This window comes from Nocardia sp. NPDC127526 (assembly GCF_042672265.1).
Taxonomy (GTDB): domain Bacteria; phylum Actinomycetota; class Actinomycetes; order Mycobacteriales; family Mycobacteriaceae; genus Nocardia.
In genome coordinates this window covers 49,321-65,943 of sequence record NZ_JBHXVO010000016.1, presented here as the reverse complement: position 1 = coordinate 65,943, position 16,623 = coordinate 49,321, and the positions used below count along the sequence as shown (strand labels likewise).

Here is a 16,623-nt window from a genome sequence, read left to right as displayed (position 1 = left end):
GTCGCGTGACACCCGCCACCTGGTTAACGGGCGAAGAGGGCCGCTCGACTTACACCTGACAGAATGAGTCCGCGCCGCTGACCGCAAGCGGCAAGTCGCGAGAACGGGAGTTTCGATTGAGCACGTCTGACACGACGGTTCTGGTCACGGTCACCGGACCCGACAAGCCGGGCGTGACGTCGGTACTGCTCGCGGCGTTATCGCACAATGGCGTCAGTCTGCTCGATGTCGAACAGGTCGTCATCCGCGGCCGCCTCACCCTGGGTGTGCTGGTCTCCTGTCACACCGATCCCGAGGATCTGCAGGATCAGCTCGAGGACGCCATGGCCAGTATCGGCATGAACGTCGATGTGGAGATCGGCCCCAATTCCGTGACCGGCGCCAAGCTCTCCACCCATGCCGTGGTGGTGCTGGGCAGCCCGGTGACCGCCCGCGCGTTCAGCGCGATTTCGCGCAAGCTCGCCGAGCAGGGCGTGAACATCGATTCGATTCGCGGCATCGCCGACTACCCGGTGACCGGTCTGGAGCTCGGGGTCACCGTCCCCTCCGGCGACGCCGACACCGAGACCACGCTGCGCACCACGCTGTCGGTGGTCGCCGCCAAGGAGAGCGTCGATATCGCCGTCGAGCGGGCGGGCCTGGCGCGACGGGCCAAGCGGCTCATCGTGTTCGACGTGGACTCCACCCTCATTCAGGGCGAGGTCATCGAGATGCTGGCCGCGCACGCCGGCGTCGAGGACGAGGTCCGCAAGGTCACCGAGGCCGCCATGCGCGGCGAGCTCGATTTCGCCGAATCACTGCGCCAGCGGGTGGCGACCCTGGCCGGTCTGGACGCCTCGGTCATCGACGAGGTCGCCGATCGCATCGAGCTGACCCCGGGCGCGCGCACCACCATTCGCACCCTGCGCCGGCTCGGCTTCCGCTGCGGCGTGGTGTCCGGCGGCTTCCGCCAGGTCATCGAACCGCTCGCGCACGAACTGGAATTGGACTTCGTCCAGGCCAACACCCTCGAGATCGTCAACGGCAAGCTCACCGGCAAGGTGGTCGGCGAAATCGTGGACCGCGAGGCCAAGGCCGTCATGCTGCGCCGCTTCGCCGCCGAGACCGGGGTGCCGATGGAGCAGACCGTCGCGGTCGGCGACGGCGCCAACGACATCGACATGCTCAATGCCGCGGGCCTGGGCATCGCCTTCAACGCCAAGCCCGCGCTGCGCGAGGTCGCCGATGCCGCGCTCTCGCACCCGTACCTGGACGCGATCCTGTTCATCCTCGGCGTGACCCGCGACGAGGTCGAAGCCGCCGACGCCCTCGACGGCGGCGTGCGGCGGGTCCCGCTGGGCCGCTGAGCCGCCCGCGATAGCCGCCGTGTCTTCCGGCGCGAGCCTCCTGGTCATTCCGGCGCGCTCTTGGCCGGGATCCACCAGCCGCAGTGGATCCCGGCCAAGAACACGCCGGGATGACGGGGGTGGTGCGACTTGTCCGATTCGCTTGCCGTCTCCATCGCTCTCCCGTCGGTAGCGTGGTCCGGAGTCAATCCGGCCACGACGATGGGAGATGGTCCGTGCGGGTGCGTACATCACTGGCGGTGCTGCTGCTCGGCCTGGCGCTGACCGGGTGCGGGGACAACGAGAATCCGAACACCGTGCCGCCGACGACCACCTCGGCCGGCGCGGCGGAGACCATCGACGTGGACGAGGACGAGAACAACCAGTCCCGCACGCTGGTCGTCGGCCAGGCGATCAAGGTTGAGCTGAAGGCCAATCCCAGCACCGGATACTCCTGGCAACTGGGGGAATTGGACCAGAACATCGTCAAGCAGAACGGTGAGCCGGTCTTCGAGCAGGACACCAGTGACGGTGGCCCCAAGCCCGGCCAGGGCGGGGAGACCAAGTGGTATTTCATCGGCATCAATCCCGGTACCACGCGGCTGGTGCTGAACTACGTCCGCCCGTGGGAGCAGGGCGTGCCGCCGACGCAGACCTTCACGCTGAACCTCACCGTCCAGTAGCCGCCGCAGGGTGAGTGTGCTCCGGTGCACACTCACCCGCCGATTAAGCTGGCCGGCAGCCGTTCTCGTGAGGAGTGATGCCGTTGTCCAGCGTGGAGTCGACCATCGACGCGGGATTCGCGGCCCGGCACGCCGAGCTGGCCCGCGGCTACGGCGGTGGGGGAGACCCGGCGGATCCGGCGCTGGTGCAGGCCATGCAGATGGTGCTGCACATCCCGAAGAACGATCCGCCCAGGCGCGGCGCGCTGCTCGCGGCGGCGGCCTCGGCGGTGGTGGCGCTGTGCCTCGACGAGCGGGTCGGCCCGGACGGCGAATGGGAGGCGCGCTACCTGGGCTGGAAGCGCTCCCGGATTCGCAAGGTGGCGCGGCGGGCCCGCGGCGCGCACTGGCTGGCCGCGCAGGAAGTGGACGGCGTGACAGTCGAATTCGAGGGCGCGCAGGCGCGGGCGTTCGTGCCCGGCCCGGTCGGGGACATCGACCCGCGCATCAAACGCCTGCAGATCGGCGGCACCGAACTACCTGTCGATGAACCAGGGGAAATCGATGACGCGTATCCGGTGCTATGGGTGAACGCGGATCTGGGTATGACGGTAGGTAAGGCCGCCGCGCAGGTCGGGCATGCGAGCATGCTGCTGGCCGGCGCCATGCCGGTGCAGCGGGCGTATGCCTGGGCGGCGCGCGGCTACCGATGCACCGTCGCCGAGGCCGACCAGGAGCGCTGGCAGCACCTGCTCCGCCGGGAGGCCGACCGTACGGCGGTCGCGGTGCGCGACGCCGGGTTCACCGAAGTGGCGCCCGGGTCGACGACCGTGATCGCGGTGCCCTGAGCGGCTCGCCGCGCCGTGCGGCCCGGCGGGTTTCAGCTCGGCGCGGCCCGGGTATCGGTTCCGGTACTGACCGTGGTGGCCGGGGCATTCGAACGATTTGTGAATGTCGCGTGTCCCAGCTGCGAACCGGATGGTCGGCGTGCTGGCATATATGTGCACGCCCGCTCGACTTCCCCGGATCAGAGGGCAATGATCGGTGCACGAGTTTCCTGAAAGGAAACCAACGGAAATGACGACACTGCTGTTGATTCTCATCCTCTGGGTGGTGCTCTCGGTTCCGGCCGCACTGCTGTTCGCGCGCATGTTCCGGTCGACGAGCGCCGACGCGCGCGCTCGCGGCGATCGGACGGAGCTATCCACACCCCTGGAATTCGACGGTCCGGCTGACGAATTCACGTCGGGACCCCATCGGAGGCGATGACACGCACAGATATTTCGCACCACGTTGACGATCGTCCAGGGCGGTGGGCAAAGATGGACCCCGTGCCACAACCGGATCCCGATCTGCTCATCGATTTCAACGATGTCACCGTCCGACGCTCGGGCCATACGCTCGTAGGACCTGTCACCTGGCAGGTGGAGCTCGACGAACGCTGGGTTGTGCTCGGCCCCAACGGCGCCGGGAAGACATCGCTGCTGCGGATGGCGGCGGCCGAGATGTACCCGACCTCGGGCAGCGCCAACCTGTTGGGCGAGACCCTGGGCCGGGTCGACGTGAACGAGCTACGCCCCCGCATCGGCCTGTCCTCCGCCGCCGTCGCCAGTCGCGTGCCGCGCGACGAGAAGGTGGGCGATCTGGTGGTGTCGGCCGGGTACGCGGTCATGGGCCGGTGGCGGGAACGCTATGACGAGGTCGATACCGACCGGGCCGTGGACATCCTGGAAAGCCTGGGCGCGGAACACCTTTCCGATCGCGCCTACGGGACGCTGTCGGAGGGCGAGCGCAAGCGGGTGCTGATCGCCCGCGCGCTCATGACCGATCCCGAACTGCTGCTGCTCGACGAGCCCGCCGCCGGACTGGATCTGGGCGGGCGCGAGGAACTGGTGGAGCGCCTCGGCGATCTCGCCGCCGATCCGGACGCGCCGGCGACCGTGCTGGTGACCCACCATGTGGAGGAGATCCCGCAGGGCTTCACCCACGGCATGCTCCTCAACGAGGGCGCGGTGGTGGCGCAGGGCCTGCTCGAGGACGTGCTGACCGCCGAGAACCTGAGCGAGGCCTTCCGGCAGTCCATCACCCTCGATCGCATCGACGGTCGCTACTTCGCCCGCCGCAGCCAGCGTTTCGGGCGGCATCGGACCCGCTGAATCCGCTGCGCGGTCCGGCCGCGCGGAATTCACCGGCCTGCCACCGGAGATTCCGGCGCGCTGCCATTGCATCGCCCTCCCTCAGCGGGCAAACTGTCCGCAACATGACCAGATTCGCTGTGAACTGGTATGTCGAGTCGATCGCCGCTGTGTAGCCAATTCTCGGCGAACGCTCGGCGCGGGGCGGTGGCACGGGTGGGGCCGCCGCGGACGGAGGGAGCAGGAGTGGGCCGGACCATCGCTGTGGTGGCGCTCGTGGCCATCGCGTTCGCCGCAGCCGGGTGCGTCGCCGATCCACCGGCGCCGCAAAAGGTTTCGGCGATCCAATCCGCCGAGGGACTGGGCCCCGCCGCGGTGCCGTCGGATCTGCACGGCAAAACCGTGCAATTGCGCTACGACAGCGGTTCCGGTGGCACCGTGACCTTCGCCGGGGACGGCCGCACGCTGACCTACGTCGCCGCCGACAGCGGCCGCAGGACCGTGGCGCCGGTCGCGATCGAGCATCTGGAAACCGGTGTGTTCCTGGTGACCTGGGCCGATGCGGGCAGCGGCGATGTGTTCAGCCAGGTGCAGGACTATCGCACCGGCATGCTCACCGGTACCCGATCGCATCGCGACGACCCGTCCGGCGCCTTCACCATCGAGCCGCGCACCGGCTCGGTCCACCTCACCGACTGAGCCCGGAACCGAACCAGGTTCTGTCGCGGTGACCTAGCAACCGTTAGGGTGCGGAGTGTGAGTGAGACCGTAGCCCCGACCGACTCTCAGCCCGCCGCGCCCGTCAAGGACGCGTCCACCGTGATGTTGGTGCGCGACGGCGCGCACGGCCCCGAGGTGTTCCTGCAGCGCCGCGTGAACGCCATGGCCTTCGCCGCGGGCATGACGGTCTTCCCCGGTGGCGGCGTGGACCCCTCCGATGCCTCCGCCCACCTCGACTGGGCCGGCCCCGAACCCGCCTGGTGGGCAGACCGTTTCGGCACCGACGCCCCCCGCGCCCAAGCCCTGGTCTGCGCGGCGGTCCGCGAAACCTTCGAAGAATGCGGCGTCCTCCTGGCAGGCCCCACCGCCGACACCGTCGTCTCCGACACCAGCGTCTACGCCGCGGCCCGCGCCCGCCTGGAACGCCGCGATCTCACCTTCGCCGATTTCCTCACGCAGGAGAACCTCGTCCTGCGCGCCGACCTGCTCCGCCCCTGGGACAACTGGATCACCCCCGAGGTCGAACCCCGCCGCTACGACACCCGCTTCTTCGTGGCCGTCCTCCCGGAGGGGCAGCACGCCGACGATGCCACCTCCGAGGCCGAAGTCGTCACCTGGTGCACCCCCGCCGAAGCCATCACCCGCTGGAAGAACGGTCTCGACGTCCTCCTCCCGCCCACCTGGACCCAACTGGTGGCCCTCGCCGAATTCCCCTCCACCGCCGCCATTCTCGCGGCCAGCCCTGCCATCACACCCATCATGCCGGTCTACGACCCCACCGCCCCCAAAGCCGCCCTGGCCTTTCCCCACGCCGACCGCTACTTCGCCGACCTCCCCGACAACACCCGCCTGCGCGGTTCGCAGCGCCCGGAGTAGTCCCCGCGAACGCCGTGCGCCCGGCTCACCGCTCGCAGAGCGGAGCCGCCGCGCGCACCAGCGCCGCCTGGTGCAGCGGGTCGCTGTGCCGTTCGCTCACGGTGTCCAGCACGCTGCTCGCCAGCCGCGCCGCGCAGTCCGGGGCGTCCAATTCGGCTCGCTTACCGGCCAATTCGTCGATGATCTCGCCATTGACCCGGTCGATCACCGGGCGTATGGCGGTGAGGTCCACGGTCGGGGCGGGCGCGGATGCCGCACCGTTGCTCCACAGCGTGACCAGACCTCGCTGCACCAGCTTGTTGGCCTCGATCTGGCCTTGGAAGACCTGCCGGACCCAGGCGTCGGGCAGGTCCCGCTGCGCGCCGAGTCGCGCCATCGCGTCGTAGATGACGGCCTCGCGGGCGGGATCGTCGATGACGGGCCGGGTGCCCTCGCGTTCGGCGGTCGCCCATTTCACGGCCGCGACGGTATCGGCGGTCTCCAGCCGTTCGGCCAGCAGGCCGACCAGCCGATCCAATGATCCGGTGTCCTGCGCCGCGGCCGTGGCGGCGGTGCCGGTTCCGAGCTGGCCGGTCAGCACGGCGATCGTCGATACGGCTGCCATGGCCAGACCTCGCATCACATGTACCTTCCTCTTCAATGCGCGACTTTTGCGCCGCTCCGATTCTGATCGCGCGGCATAAGAGTTTGCTGAAAGGAGGCTGACGTGCACGTGATGGTGCGTGACCGCCGCATCACACGCCGCTCGGTGCGTGCCCCGGGGCACAGGTGGCGCGGATCGGGCCGCGGCGCGGCAGTAGGGTGTCGGCTGTGGCCGAGTTTGTGACCGTGGACCGGGGTGTGGCGGAGGGCGTTGCCGTTCTCCGGATCGCCCGCCCGCCGATGAATCTGATCGATCTGCAGGTGGCGCTGGAGGTTTCCGCCGCCGCGGCGGAGATCGCGGGGGATGCCGGGATTTCGGCGGTCATCGTGTACGGGGATGAGCGGGTGTTCTCGGCGGGGGACGAGATGGCCGAGCTGGCGGGGTTCACGCCCGCCCAGGCCGAGGCGGTCGTCGCCGATTTTCAGGCCGCGTTGAGCTGCCTGGCCCGGGTGCCGCAGCCGACGGTGGCGGCGATCAGCGGGTATGCGCTGGGTGCCGGGCTGGAGCTGGCCCTGGCCGCGGACCGGCGGATCATCGGGGACAACGTGAAGCTCGGGCTGCCGCAGATCAAGGCGGGGCTGATTCCGCTGGCGGGAATCCGGCGGCTGAGCCTGCTGGTCGGGCCGTCCAAGGCCAAGGACCTGGTTTACAGCGGGCGGTTCGTGGATCCGGAGGAAGCCGAGAAGATCGGCCTGGTCGACGAGGTCGTGGCGCCCGACGATGTGTTCGCCGCGGCACTGCGGTGGGCCGGGCAGTTTCAGGGCGCGCCGGGCCTCGCATTGGGCGCCGCCAAGCGGGTGTTCGAGGCGGGCACGCACGGGCACGACCGGGCGCGCAAGGAGTGGGCCGGGCTGTTTGGCAGCGCAGATCAGCAGGTTGGAACACGTTCCTATTTGGTGGACGGGCCCGGGTCGGCCCGATTCACGCGCGGATAACCGGGCCGATACACGGGCTCACCGGGGCGTTCATTAGGCTGCCCTGTTATGACTGCTCGTCCTGAAGACCCCGCGCCGAACCCGCACGCCACCGAGGCGGAGGTCCAGGCCGCGTATTCCGATAACAAGCTCGCGCAGGTCCTCTACCACGACTGGGAAGCGGAGACCTACGACGAGAAGTGGTCCATCTCCTACGACGAGCGCTGCATCGAGTACGCGCGCGGCCGTTTCGACGCCGTGGTCCCCGACGCGCAGCTGCCCTACGAGCGGGCCCTCGAACTCGGTTGCGGCACCGGCTTCTTCCTGCTGAACCTCATGCAGGGCGGCGTGGCCAAGTCCGGTTCGGTGACCGACCTGTCCCCGGGCATGGTCAAGGTCGCCACCCGCAATGGCCAGAACCTCGGCCTGGACGTCGACGGCCGCGTCGCCGACGCCGAGACCATTCCCTACGAGGACGACACCTTCGACCTGGTCGTCGGCCACGCCGTGCTGCACCACATCCCGGATGTGGAACTGGCGCTCAAGGAATGCCTGCGCGTGCTCAAGCCCGGCGGCCGCTTCGTCTTCGCCGGCGAGCCGACCACCATCGGCAACTTCTACGCCCGCAAGCTCGGCCAGGTCACCTGGAAGGTCACCACCGAGGTCACCAAGCTCCCCTTCCTGAGCGACTGGCGCCGCCCGCAGGCCGAACTGGACGAGTCCTCCCGCGCCGCCGCCCTCGAGGCCGTCGTCGACCTGCACACCTTCGACCCCTCCGACCTGGAGCGCATGGCGACCAGCGCCGGCGCGGTCGACGTGCTGGCCAAGACCGAGGAATTCGCCGCCGCCCTGTGGGGCTGGCCGGTCCGCACCTTCGAGGCGGCCGTGCCGGAGTCCAAGCTCACCTGGCGCTACCGCATGGCCCAGTACAAGGCCTGGCTGGGCCTGTCCAAGCTGGACGAGAAGGTGCTCCGCCACATCGTCCCCCGCCAGTTCTTCTACAACGTCATGATCACCGGCGTGAAGCCCGGCGCCTCCGCCAAGTAACCGGCACCGGCGAAATCCCTTGGGCTACGCCTTCACTCGCGACGACGTCGCCTATCTCGGCAGCGCGGCCGGCCTGGCTGCGCTGACCGGGGCCGACCGCCTCGACCTCACCCCGAAGTCGCTGCTGCGCGACCTCGAACAGCTCCGCCGCGCCCACGGCGACCGCGCCGCCGTCCTGGTCGAAACCATCCGCCTGCGTCGCCGCGCCACCGCCAAACTCCCCGAGTCGGGGGAGTGGCTCTTCACCGACGACGCCCTCCAGCAGGCCACCCCCACCGCGGTGGCCCGCCATCGCGCCGCCCGCCTGGCCGGCCGCACCGTCCACGACGTGACCTGCTCGATCGGCGCGGAACTCGCCGAACTCGCTCGCGTCTGCCCCGCCGTCATCGGCAGCGACCTCGACGACGTGCGCCTCGCCATGGCCGCCCACAATCTCGGTGCGCTACCGGTGAACTCGAACACCGCCGCCGCCACCGCCGCCGAGCCCCCGTCATTCCGGCACGCTTTTGGCCGGAATCCCCATGCGCAAGAGGAGAATCCCGGCCCAGAACACGCCGGGATGACCGACCGGGTGACCCGAAATGTGTTGTTGGCCAAGGCGGATGCGCTGGCGCCGTGCAGTGGTGCCGAGGTGGTCATCGCGGATCCGGCGCGGCGGGCCGACGGGCGGCGGACGCATGATCCGGCGAAGCTGCAACCTCCGCTGCCGGATCTACTCGACGCCTATGCCGGCCGCGATCTTGTCGTGAAGTGCGCTCCCGGACTGGATTTCGACAAGCTCGGCTGGGCGGGCGAGGTCGAGGTGGTGTCGTTGGACGGTGCGGTGCGGGAGGCGTGTCTGTGGTCGCCCGGTCTGGCGGAATCCGGCGTGACGCGGCGGGCGACAGTGCTTTCGTCGAGCGGTGAGTCGTGGAGCCTCACCGATGCCGAGGCGGATGACATTCCCGAGCGTGAGCCGGGGGAGTGGATCGTCGACCCGGACGGGGCGGTCGTGCGGGCGGGCCTGGTGCGCCACTACGCCGCGAAACACGGTCTGTGGCAACTGGATCCCCGCATCGCGTATGTGACCGGCGACAGCGTGCCGGAGGGCGTGCGCGGGTTCCGGATTCTCGATCGGATGGACTTCCGGGAGAAGCCGCTACGGGCCGAATTGCATCGCCGGAATTGTGGTCCGCTCGAAATCCTCACGCGCGGTGTCGATATCGACCCCGACGCGCTGCGGGCCAAGTTGAAACCTCGTGGCACGCAACCTCATACGCTGGTCGTCACGCGCATCGGCCGCACCGCCACGGTATTCATCTGCGCCACCCCGTAACTGGCGTCGGTCGTCCCGAGGCCGGCGTCAGTCTTCGGGCGCGGCGACCGTTGCCTGGAAATCCGCGACGAATCTGGTGAGCAGCCGGGCGAATTCGTCGCGTTCGGAGTCCGTCCAGTCCGCGGTGGCGCGGGCGAAGACCGCTTGCCGCGCGCTGTGCGCGCGTTCGAGGGCCGCTTGCGCCTTACGGGTCAGGTGGAGCAGCACGCGGCGCGCGTCGGCCTGATCGGCGCGCCGTTCCAGGAGCCCGTCCGAGACCGCGCGCGCCACCAAGCGGCTAGCGCGGGGCTGGTCGACTCCGAGTGTGTTCGCGATATCGGTGACCGTGGCCTCCCCGTCACGCGCTTCGACGGCGTCGAGCACCCCGAACACGGTCGGGTCCATTGCGGGCCCCTCGCCGAATGCGCCGAGCCGGCTGAGGCTGCGGCGGGTCTGGCTGCGCCGGATCGCCACCATCGCCCGCTCGATGGCAGCCGTCGCGGGATCTTTCTCCGTCACCCTTGTCATTCTACAACTGCTTGTTAAACTACAAGTACATGTAATCTGACATATTTCTGAGGAGAGGATCATGACCACCGCGCACGCACCCGGGAAACCCCTCGGCTACTACCTCCGCCACATCGATCGCATGCTGGAGGAGAACTTCGCCGCCCTGCTCGCCGACCACGGCCTGGTCCGCCGCTCCTGGCAGGTCATCAACACGATCTCCGCCGGCCCGGTGACCTTGGCCGAACTGGACCGCGCCCACGCGCATTTCCTGGATGACGCGGAACCCACCGTGGCCCCGCAGGTGACCGCTCTGGTCGACCGCGGTGTGGTTGCCGTCGACGCCGACGGCAACCACACCCTCACTTCGGACGGTCGCAGTGTCTACGCCGCCGTATCCCAGCTCATCGACGCCGAACGCGCCGCCACCATCGACGGTCTCGGCCCGGACGGCTACCGCGTGCTGATCGGCATGCTGCAGCGGATCGCGGACAACCTGGATGCCATTGCCCGCGAACGCAACTGACTCACGGCAGCACTTCCTCCACCAAGGCGACCGCCTCGTGCAGCTCCCGCCGGTCCTGCAGGCGGCTGAAGTGAATGCCGTCCGGCGTGACGACGGCCTTGGCTTCGAGGTTCGCGGCGAACAACCGCACGTGCTCGAGCGGATCCGGCGTCAGCACCGGATCGTCGATGGCGACCAGCACCCGGAACTGCTCGGCGGCCTTGCGAATCCGCTCCCAATCGAAGCCGCCCTCGAAGAACCCGGCCAGCTGGTCGTAGCCGACCTCGTGCGCCATCGACGCCACCAGGACGACGCCCGCGAAGGGCGCGCCCTCGTGCCGCTCCAGCAGGCGCAGCAGGTTCACGCCGCCGAGGCTGTGGCCGACCAGTACGGTGTCGGCAGGATCGGAGATCTCCGCGGTGACCGCCCGCAGCCACGGTTCGGGTTGCGGCGCTTCGGGATCCGGCATCTGCGGCACCCGCACGTCGTGGTCGCCCAGGGCGGCGGCCAGATGCCCGTACCACGCCTGGTCCGGGCTACTGGCGAATTCGTGCGAGACGACGATGGTGCTCAAACTGCTACTCCAAACGATTCGAGGTATTGCCCCTGATCGAACCCGCCGTCCGCGCAGTCGATTCCCGCTGTCCGCTCACAGCGAATCCTTGCCGGATTCGCGCCGGTCAGATCCCCTCGACCGTGACCACTCGGAACGGGTTGCTCGGCGTGCCGTCGCCCATGGGGCCGCCGCGGTCGAATTGCGAGACGACCACGAGGGTGCGATCGCCGCTGTGCGCCATGGTGGTCGGGATGCGCAGCGCCTCATCGGTGACGCGCTGCCGGAGTTCGGCGGTGGCGCCGTCGCCGCTGAGCTGCCAGCGGCTGATGGCGTTGTCCTTGTTGTGCACGGCCCAGAGGGTGTCGCCGCGCAGTTCGAGGCCGTCGCCGTTGATTACGTTGCCGCCCTTCAGATCCACCTTGGTGATCGCCGGTTGCGGCTGCACGGTGATCCGGTAGAGGTTGCCGGAGGCCATGTCGACGGTGAGCAGGTAGCGACCGGACTCGTCGGCGACGATGCCGTTGAGGATGTAGCTGCCCGGTGCGCTGGGGCCGATCGCCGCGCTCAGATCCGCGTAGACGGGCAGGTTCCCGCGCCCGCCGTTCGCCATGGCATCCGCGAGCTGTTCCGGGCCGACGCGATAGATCACCGGGCGCACGCTGTCGGTGATGTAGGCGCTGCCGTCCGGGGTCATGGCCAGATCGTTGATGAACGGTTTGTCGGCGGCCGCCGCGTCGAACCGGGCCAGCAGCGCACGAGTCCCGGTGTCGTACACCGCGACTCCGGCGGTGTGATCGGTGACCCAGAGCCGCCCGGCACTGTCGACGCGCAGGCCGTTGGCCGTCAGCCGCCCGTCCGCACCGGAGGGGAGGAAGATCTCGGCCCTGCTGGCGCCCGCCGTGGCGCGGTAGATCGCGCCGGTGGTCCAGGAGCCGACGTAGACGTCCCCGGTGCGTGAATCCACCGCGATCCCTTCGGGATACGCGCGTTCCTCGGGCAGTTCGAAGGCGGTGCCGACGCGCGCGGCCGGGGCCGGATCATTCGGGGCCGCGGGCTCCGCGCTAGTGGAGCAGGCCGCCAGCGCCAGCATCAGGGCCGCGGGCGCGGCAATGCGGAGTCGGGTCGAACGGGACATGAGTGCGCCTTCCGGTGCGGATCAGTAGAGGTATCACCTAAGTGCGGCATCGAACATAGATTAGAGTTCTAATGATAGTCAATGTTCGAACAATCGGAAGAGTCGAATACCATGCACAAGTGACGTCGATGCCAACCGCCGAACGCCTCGGGGCGTACCTCAAGCGCGCCGAACAGGCCCTGCAAGCGGCCAAACTCGCCGCCGTCAAACCTGCGGGCGTGACGGTTCCGCAGTACGCGGCCCTCCTGGTGCTGAGCGAGAACCCGGGCATCTCCGCCGCCGAACTGGCCCGTCAGTGCTGCGTCACCCCGCCCACCATGAACACGGTCCTGGCCAACCTGCGCGACCGCGGCCTCATCGAACGCACCCCCCACGCCTGGCACCGCAACGTCCTCGAGACGCGCCTCACCGAGGAAGGCGCGGCAGTCCTCCGCGACGCCGACAAGCGCGCCATTCCCGTAGAACGCGCCCTGGCCGCCGAATTCACCGACAAGGAACGAAAAGCCCTGAAGGACATGCTCGAACGAGCGATCGCCCTGCTGGACTCCGTCCGCCCCGAACAACCGCCCCAGCCTCCGAAGGTCTAGAGCGCGCGAGCACCTGCGCTGGGCCCCGGCGGTTCCAAGGCGACAGCCTCGCGAGTCCGGCGGCCCGAAAGCTGCGCCCCGGGATGGGGTTTCAGGGGCGTAAGCCCTGTGGAGTCCTGACCGCCCGGAAGGCCGCTGCCGGGTTGGGGTTTCGGGGGCGTAAGCCCTGTGGAGTCCTGACCGCCCGGAAGGCCGCTGCCGGGTTGGGGTTTCGGGGGCGTAAGCCCTGTGGAGTCCTGACCGCCCGGAAGGCCGCTGCCGGGTTGGGGTTTCGGGGGCGTAAGCCCTGTGGAGTCCTGACCGCTCGAAAGGCCGCTGCCGGGTTGGGGTTTCAGGGGCGTAAGCCCCTGAGAGTCCCGAGAGTTGGGCTTACTTCTCCGGCTTGTAGACGAAGATCTCGCCGATGCGGGTGGTCACCACGACCTCGCCCTCCGCGCCGATGGAGGTGCCCACGGTCGTGCCTTCCGCCCCGGGCATGTCATCGGAGTCGACGGTCGCACCCGTCTTGGTGTCGAAGGTGACCAGGGTGAGGTGCTCGCCGATCGGGGCGACCGTGTACCCGGTACCCCCGGCGGTCTGCACCGGCTTGCCGCGCAGCGCCAGATCCTTGCGCTCCCAGGCGATCTGGGCGCTGTCACCATTGTCCCGGATGGCCAGCAGATGCCCCTCGTCCCCGGCGGGCACGAGCAGCCCGTCCTGAGCGGAGATCGCGCCCCGCGCCGGGAATCCCAGATCGTGCACCCACTTGGTGCGCCCATCGGAGGTGTCGACGGCCATGAGCCGATTGGCATTGTCGCCCACGTACACCGTGGACCCGTCCGGTGCGAGCGTCGGGCTGGTGGCGCTGCCGCCGGTCAGCATTTCCGCGCTCCACTCGGTGCGGATCTGTTTGCCGTCGTAGCTGAGCGCCATCAGATCGGCCGTGCCGACTCCCGGCCGCCACACCGTGGCGTAGAACCGCCCGGTCTTCTGGTCCACCGCGGACACATTCGCGACCGGGCACTGCGGCCCCCCGGTCGCGCAATCCTCGATGCCCTGCCCGTCCGGCGGTCGATTCAGCCCGGGGTTGTCCAGGAAGTCCGGTTCGCCGAGCAGCTGGAAGGTGGGCACCTCCCGGTCCCCGGTCTGCCGGCTGAGCACGTCGACCTGCCCGGACTGGGTCACCGACAGCACATTCCCGTCCCCGGTGAACTGCACCGAGATCGGCACGCCCGCCACGGGTGTGCGCCAGCGCGGCTGCCCGAGCAGATTGAACGAGTACACCCCGCCGTCGTCGCCGACATACACATTGGTGCCGCCGTCCACGGCCGCGCCCGCGTCGACGGCGCTGGGCCCCATGGCATTGCAGAACCGCTTGCGCCCGGTCTGCATGAGGAAGGAGAAGATCTGGCACGAGGGCGTGCGCGTGGTGACGAACATCTGCCCCTCGGGCCCGACCGTCACCGGCGCGCCGACGGGCCCGCCCACGGGGCGCTGCCAGCTCAGCGACAGATTCCGCGATCCGGTCACCGGCGTGGAGCCGCTGTTGCGCGCATCGTGGAAGGCGAGCGGCCAGCCCGCGCCATTGCCGACCTTGATGTCGTCGACCGTGGTGCTGCCGCACGCGGTGAGCGTCAGCAATCCGGCGGCCGCAGCTGCCAGTGTGCGACCGATCCGCGGTCCGTGCTGGTCACGTCCGGTGTGCCGCCTGCCGCTTCGCACCTGCTGGTGTCCCTTCTGCCAGTACGATTCTCTGGTTAGCTCTCGGGGGGCTGATGCAGCCGGAGCACAGCCTACTTTCGAGTCCCGGGAAGGGGACCGATACCCTCGTCTAAACGGTCCTGGGAACAGTAGGAGCAAGTTCGTGACGAGCATGTGGGGCGCGCCGTTGCGCTCGCGTTGGGCCGGATCGCGGCGCCGGGATCCGGAGCAGGCGCGCTTTCTGACCGTGGCATCGCTCAAATGGGTGCTCGCCAACCGCGCCTACACGCCCTGGTACCTGGTGCGCTACTACCGGCTGTGGAAGTTCAAGATGGCCAACCCGCACATCGTGCTGCGCGGCATGGTCTTCCTGGGCCGCAATGTCGAAATCCACGCCACCCCCGAACTGGCGCGCATGGAGATCGGCAAATGGGTGCACATCGGCGACGGCAATGCCCTGCGCTGCCACGAGGGTTCGCTGCGCATCGGCGACAAGGTGGTGTTCGGCAAGGACAATGTCGTCAACACCTACATCGATATCGAGATCGGCGAGTCGACCCTGGTGGCCGACTGGTGCTATATCTGCGATTTCGACCATGTCACCGATGACATCACCCTGCCGATCAAGGATCAGGGCATTGTGAAGAGCCCCGTTCGCATCGGCCCCGACACCTGGATCGCCGCCAAGGTCACCGTGCTGCGCAGCACGCGGGTCGGCCGCGGCTGCGTTCTCGGCGCCCACGCCGTCGTCAAGGGCGACTACCCCGACTTCAGCATTGCCGTCGGCGCCCCCGCCCGAGTGGTCAAGAACCGCAAGGACGCCTGGGACGCCGCCGCCGACAAGCGCGCCGAATACCTTGCCGCCCTGGCCGATATCGAACGCAAGAAGAACGGCGTAGCCGCCTCCTGAGCCTTGTCGCCCGCGCTCGCTAAGGTCGCCCCATGACCGGATATGCCGCCTTCCTGCGCGGGATCATGCCCACCAACCCGAACATGCGCAACGAAAAGCTGCGCGGCGTCTTCGAGGGCCTCGGTTTCGACAAGGTCAGCACCCTGCTCACCAGCGGCAACGTCATCTTCCACACCGGCGAATCCGATATGCCCGCCCTGGAATCCCGCATCCGGCAGGCGTTGAATTCCGAACTGGGCATCCCCGGCGGCACATTGGTCCGCAGCCGAGCCCAACTCCGATCCCTCATCGACGCCGACTGGTTTTCCGGCCTCACCCACTGCCGCGAAACCTATCTCACCGTCACCTTCCTCAAAGACGCCACCGCCGGCCTCCCCGACCCGGCCACCGCGAGCACCGACCTGGCCCGCGTCCTCGGCTACGACGAAACAGCCGCCGCCGTCCTCTCGGTCATCGACAACAGCGACCCGAAAACCCCGTCCTTCATGGCCTGGCTGGAAAAGACGCACGGTAAGGACATCACCACCCGCACCTACCTCACCGTCCAGAAGGCGCTGAAGAAGATCGACTCCTGAGCTGGTCGCCCCGAACCCGGGCTGCCCTGTCGAGTACCGATGGAGGACGATGGACATGCGGCGCGTTGAGCGCCGCGATCTCTGATTGTGTCCGGTGATCCGTTTCCTTACCCAGGAGGACGAAGATCCATGCTGACCATTCGGAACCATCACCGCTCCACCTCCCAGGCAGCCGCCCTCGTTGCGCTGGCCGCAGCCGCCATCGCCACCGCCGCCCCCGCCCTTGCCGCCAACAGCATCGACGTCACGGGTGTCGGCCCCGCGAACGTAGGCGTCGACTACAGCTGCGACGCCTCGGCCGGAGTAGCCGCCATCAAGGTCATGATCGGCGCCCCCGACGCCGAGAGCCCCTCCGCCACCGGCGCGGACAATGCCGTCGTCTGCGACGGCACCCTCCAGTCGGCCGTGATTACGGTCGCCGGCGTCACCGGCGATCCGGCACCGCTGTCGAAAGGCCAAACAGTGCAGGTCCGAGTCGCCCTGGTCGACCACGCCGACACCGTCGTCTCCGGCCAGAACAAGGTGGTCTCACTCGGATAGAGGTCAGCACGT

General features: G+C 68.8%; 20 protein-coding genes. 15 read left to right on the top strand and 5 right to left on the bottom strand.

Features of this window, described 5'->3' with window-relative positions; all coding sequences use genetic code 11:
* Nucleotides 1–116: 116 nt before the first annotated feature.
* From serB to ACFVIV_RS23980, 7 genes are all read left to right on the top strand, one after another.
* On the top strand, nt 117–1,346 hold the full coding sequence (gene serB / locus ACFVIV_RS24010; RefSeq protein WP_379199836.1) for a phosphoserine phosphatase SerB: 1,230 nt from the start codon (nt 117–119) through the stop codon (nt 1,344–1,346).
* Nucleotides 1,347–1,567: 221 nt separating this feature from the next.
* Nucleotides 1,568–2,008 (top strand): protease inhibitor I42 family protein, encoded by a 441-nt coding sequence (locus ACFVIV_RS24005; protein ID WP_379199834.1) that lies wholly within the window; start codon nt 1,568–1,570, stop codon nt 2,006–2,008.
* A gap of 77 nt (nt 2,009–2,085) precedes the next feature.
* Complete coding sequence (locus ACFVIV_RS24000) at nt 2,086–2,835, top strand: aminoacyl-tRNA hydrolase (RefSeq protein WP_379199832.1); 750 nt, start codon at nt 2,086–2,088, stop codon at nt 2,833–2,835.
* Between the two features lie 229 nt (nt 2,836–3,064).
* Nucleotides 3,065–3,256 carry a hypothetical protein gene (locus ACFVIV_RS23995; protein ID WP_379199830.1) on the top strand — a complete coding sequence of 64 codons (192 nt, stop codon included), beginning with the start codon at nt 3,065–3,067 and terminating at the stop codon, nt 3,254–3,256.
* 53 nt (nt 3,257–3,309) lie between these two features.
* Nucleotides 3,310–4,143, top strand: coding sequence for an ABC transporter ATP-binding protein (locus ACFVIV_RS23990; protein ID WP_379199828.1), 834 nt, complete (start codon nt 3,310–3,312; stop codon nt 4,141–4,143).
* Nucleotides 4,144–4,368: 225 nt separating this feature from the next.
* On the top strand, nt 4,369–4,821 hold the full coding sequence (locus tag ACFVIV_RS23985; protein ID WP_379199827.1) for a MoaF N-terminal domain-containing protein: 453 nt from the start codon (nt 4,369–4,371) through the stop codon (nt 4,819–4,821).
* A 123-nt stretch (nt 4,822–4,944) separates the two neighbouring features.
* Complete coding sequence (locus ACFVIV_RS23980; protein WP_379200017.1) at nt 4,945–5,718, top strand: NUDIX hydrolase; 774 nt, start codon at nt 4,945–4,947, stop codon at nt 5,716–5,718.
* A gap of 25 nt (nt 5,719–5,743) precedes the next feature.
* Here ACFVIV_RS23980 and aroQ read toward each other — a convergent pair whose 3' ends face one another.
* A complete protein-coding gene (aroQ, locus tag ACFVIV_RS23975; protein WP_379199825.1) occupies nt 5,744–6,322 on the bottom strand; it encodes a gamma subclass chorismate mutase AroQ in 579 nt (192 codons plus the stop codon).
* Between the two features lie 206 nt (nt 6,323–6,528).
* On the opposite strand from aroQ, the gene ACFVIV_RS23970 reads away from it, so the two are divergent.
* The 3 genes from ACFVIV_RS23970 to ACFVIV_RS23960 are packed head-to-tail and all read left to right on the top strand — an operon-like array spanning nt 6,529 to nt 9,637.
* Nucleotides 6,529–7,296 carry an enoyl-CoA hydratase-related protein gene (locus tag ACFVIV_RS23970; protein WP_379199823.1) on the top strand — a complete coding sequence of 256 codons (768 nt, stop codon included), beginning with the start codon at nt 6,529–6,531 and terminating at the stop codon, nt 7,294–7,296.
* Between the two features lie 48 nt (nt 7,297–7,344).
* Nucleotides 7,345–8,322 (top strand): class I SAM-dependent methyltransferase, encoded by a 978-nt coding sequence (locus tag ACFVIV_RS23965; protein WP_379199821.1) that lies wholly within the window; start codon nt 7,345–7,347, stop codon nt 8,320–8,322.
* A 19-nt stretch (nt 8,323–8,341) separates the two neighbouring features.
* The gene (locus ACFVIV_RS23960) at nt 8,342–9,637 is read left to right on the top strand and encodes a class I SAM-dependent methyltransferase (protein ID WP_379199819.1); all 1,296 of its coding nucleotides are present in this window, start codon (nt 8,342–8,344) and stop codon (nt 9,635–9,637) included.
* A 27-nt stretch (nt 9,638–9,664) separates the two neighbouring features.
* Here ACFVIV_RS23960 and ACFVIV_RS23955 read toward each other — a convergent pair whose 3' ends face one another.
* Complete coding sequence (locus ACFVIV_RS23955; protein ID WP_379199817.1) at nt 9,665–10,135, bottom strand: MarR family winged helix-turn-helix transcriptional regulator; 471 nt, start codon at nt 10,133–10,135, stop codon at nt 9,665–9,667.
* 70 nt (nt 10,136–10,205) lie between these two features.
* Between ACFVIV_RS23955 and ACFVIV_RS23950 the strand changes: the two genes are divergently transcribed.
* Nucleotides 10,206–10,649 (top strand): MarR family winged helix-turn-helix transcriptional regulator, encoded by a 444-nt coding sequence (locus ACFVIV_RS23950; RefSeq protein WP_379199815.1) that lies wholly within the window; start codon nt 10,206–10,208, stop codon nt 10,647–10,649.
* A gap of 1 nt (nt 10,650) precedes the next feature.
* On the opposite strand, the gene ACFVIV_RS23945 is transcribed toward ACFVIV_RS23950, so the two are convergent.
* Together ACFVIV_RS23945 and ACFVIV_RS23940 are read right to left on the bottom strand one after the other, a co-directional pair.
* Nucleotides 10,651–11,202, bottom strand: a complete 552-nt coding sequence (locus ACFVIV_RS23945) for an RBBP9/YdeN family alpha/beta hydrolase (RefSeq protein ID WP_379199814.1) — start codon at nt 11,200–11,202, stop codon at nt 10,651–10,653.
* A gap of 106 nt (nt 11,203–11,308) precedes the next feature.
* The gene (locus ACFVIV_RS23940; protein ID WP_379199812.1) at nt 11,309–12,319 is read right to left on the bottom strand and encodes an SMP-30/gluconolactonase/LRE family protein; all 1,011 of its coding nucleotides are present in this window, start codon (nt 12,317–12,319) and stop codon (nt 11,309–11,311) included.
* Between the two features lie 128 nt (nt 12,320–12,447).
* Between ACFVIV_RS23940 and ACFVIV_RS23935 the strand changes: the two genes are divergently transcribed.
* The gene (locus tag ACFVIV_RS23935) at nt 12,448–12,906 is read left to right on the top strand and encodes a MarR family winged helix-turn-helix transcriptional regulator (protein ID WP_379200016.1); all 459 of its coding nucleotides are present in this window, start codon (nt 12,448–12,450) and stop codon (nt 12,904–12,906) included.
* Nucleotides 12,907–13,275: 369 nt separating this feature from the next.
* Here the strand turns inward: ACFVIV_RS23935 and ACFVIV_RS23930 are convergent, their stop codons facing one another.
* Nucleotides 13,276–14,607, bottom strand: a complete 1,332-nt coding sequence (locus tag ACFVIV_RS23930; protein WP_379199810.1) for a PQQ-binding-like beta-propeller repeat protein — start codon at nt 14,605–14,607, stop codon at nt 13,276–13,278.
* 142 nt (nt 14,608–14,749) lie between these two features.
* On the opposite strand from ACFVIV_RS23930, the gene ACFVIV_RS23925 reads away from it, so the two are divergent.
* The 3 genes from ACFVIV_RS23925 (at nt 14,750) to ACFVIV_RS23915 (ending at nt 16,611) form a co-directional block, all read left to right on the top strand.
* Nucleotides 14,750–15,496, top strand: a complete 747-nt coding sequence (locus ACFVIV_RS23925) for an acyltransferase (RefSeq protein ID WP_379199808.1) — start codon at nt 14,750–14,752, stop codon at nt 15,494–15,496.
* A gap of 32 nt (nt 15,497–15,528) precedes the next feature.
* Nucleotides 15,529–16,071, top strand: coding sequence for a DUF1697 domain-containing protein (locus ACFVIV_RS23920; protein ID WP_379199806.1), 543 nt, complete (start codon nt 15,529–15,531; stop codon nt 16,069–16,071).
* A 129-nt stretch (nt 16,072–16,200) separates the two neighbouring features.
* On the top strand, nt 16,201–16,611 hold the full coding sequence (locus ACFVIV_RS23915) for a hypothetical protein (RefSeq protein ID WP_379199804.1): 411 nt from the start codon (nt 16,201–16,203) through the stop codon (nt 16,609–16,611).
* The last annotated feature ends 12 nt before the right edge of the window (nt 16,612–16,623 follow it).

Coding starts and splice junctions, on each gene's coding strand:
- ACFVIV_RS24000 (WP_379199832.1), top strand. CDS start 2,086: ATGCCGTTGTCCAGCGTGGAGTCGACCATCGACGCGGGATTCGCGGCC.
- ACFVIV_RS23995 (WP_379199830.1), top strand. CDS start 3,065: ATGACGACACTGCTGTTGATTCTCATCCTCTGGGTGGTGCTCTCGGTT.
- ACFVIV_RS23990 (WP_379199828.1), top strand. CDS start 3,310: ATGGACCCCGTGCCACAACCGGATCCCGATCTGCTCATCGATTTCAAC.
- ACFVIV_RS23980 (WP_379200017.1), top strand. CDS start 4,945: ATGTTGGTGCGCGACGGCGCGCACGGCCCCGAGGTGTTCCTGCAGCGC.
- aroQ (WP_379199825.1), bottom strand. CDS start 6,322: ATGGCAGCCGTATCGACGATCGCCGTGCTGACCGGCCAGCTCGGAACC.
- ACFVIV_RS23965 (WP_379199821.1), top strand. CDS start 7,345: ATGACTGCTCGTCCTGAAGACCCCGCGCCGAACCCGCACGCCACCGAG.
- ACFVIV_RS23950 (WP_379199815.1), top strand. CDS start 10,206: ATGACCACCGCGCACGCACCCGGGAAACCCCTCGGCTACTACCTCCGC.
- ACFVIV_RS23940 (WP_379199812.1), bottom strand. CDS start 12,319: ATGTCCCGTTCGACCCGACTCCGCATTGCCGCGCCCGCGGCCCTGATG.
- ACFVIV_RS23935 (WP_379200016.1), top strand. CDS start 12,448: ATGCCAACCGCCGAACGCCTCGGGGCGTACCTCAAGCGCGCCGAACAG.
- ACFVIV_RS23920 (WP_379199806.1), top strand. CDS start 15,529: ATGACCGGATATGCCGCCTTCCTGCGCGGGATCATGCCCACCAACCCG.
- ACFVIV_RS23915 (WP_379199804.1), top strand. CDS start 16,201: ATGCTGACCATTCGGAACCATCACCGCTCCACCTCCCAGGCAGCCGCC.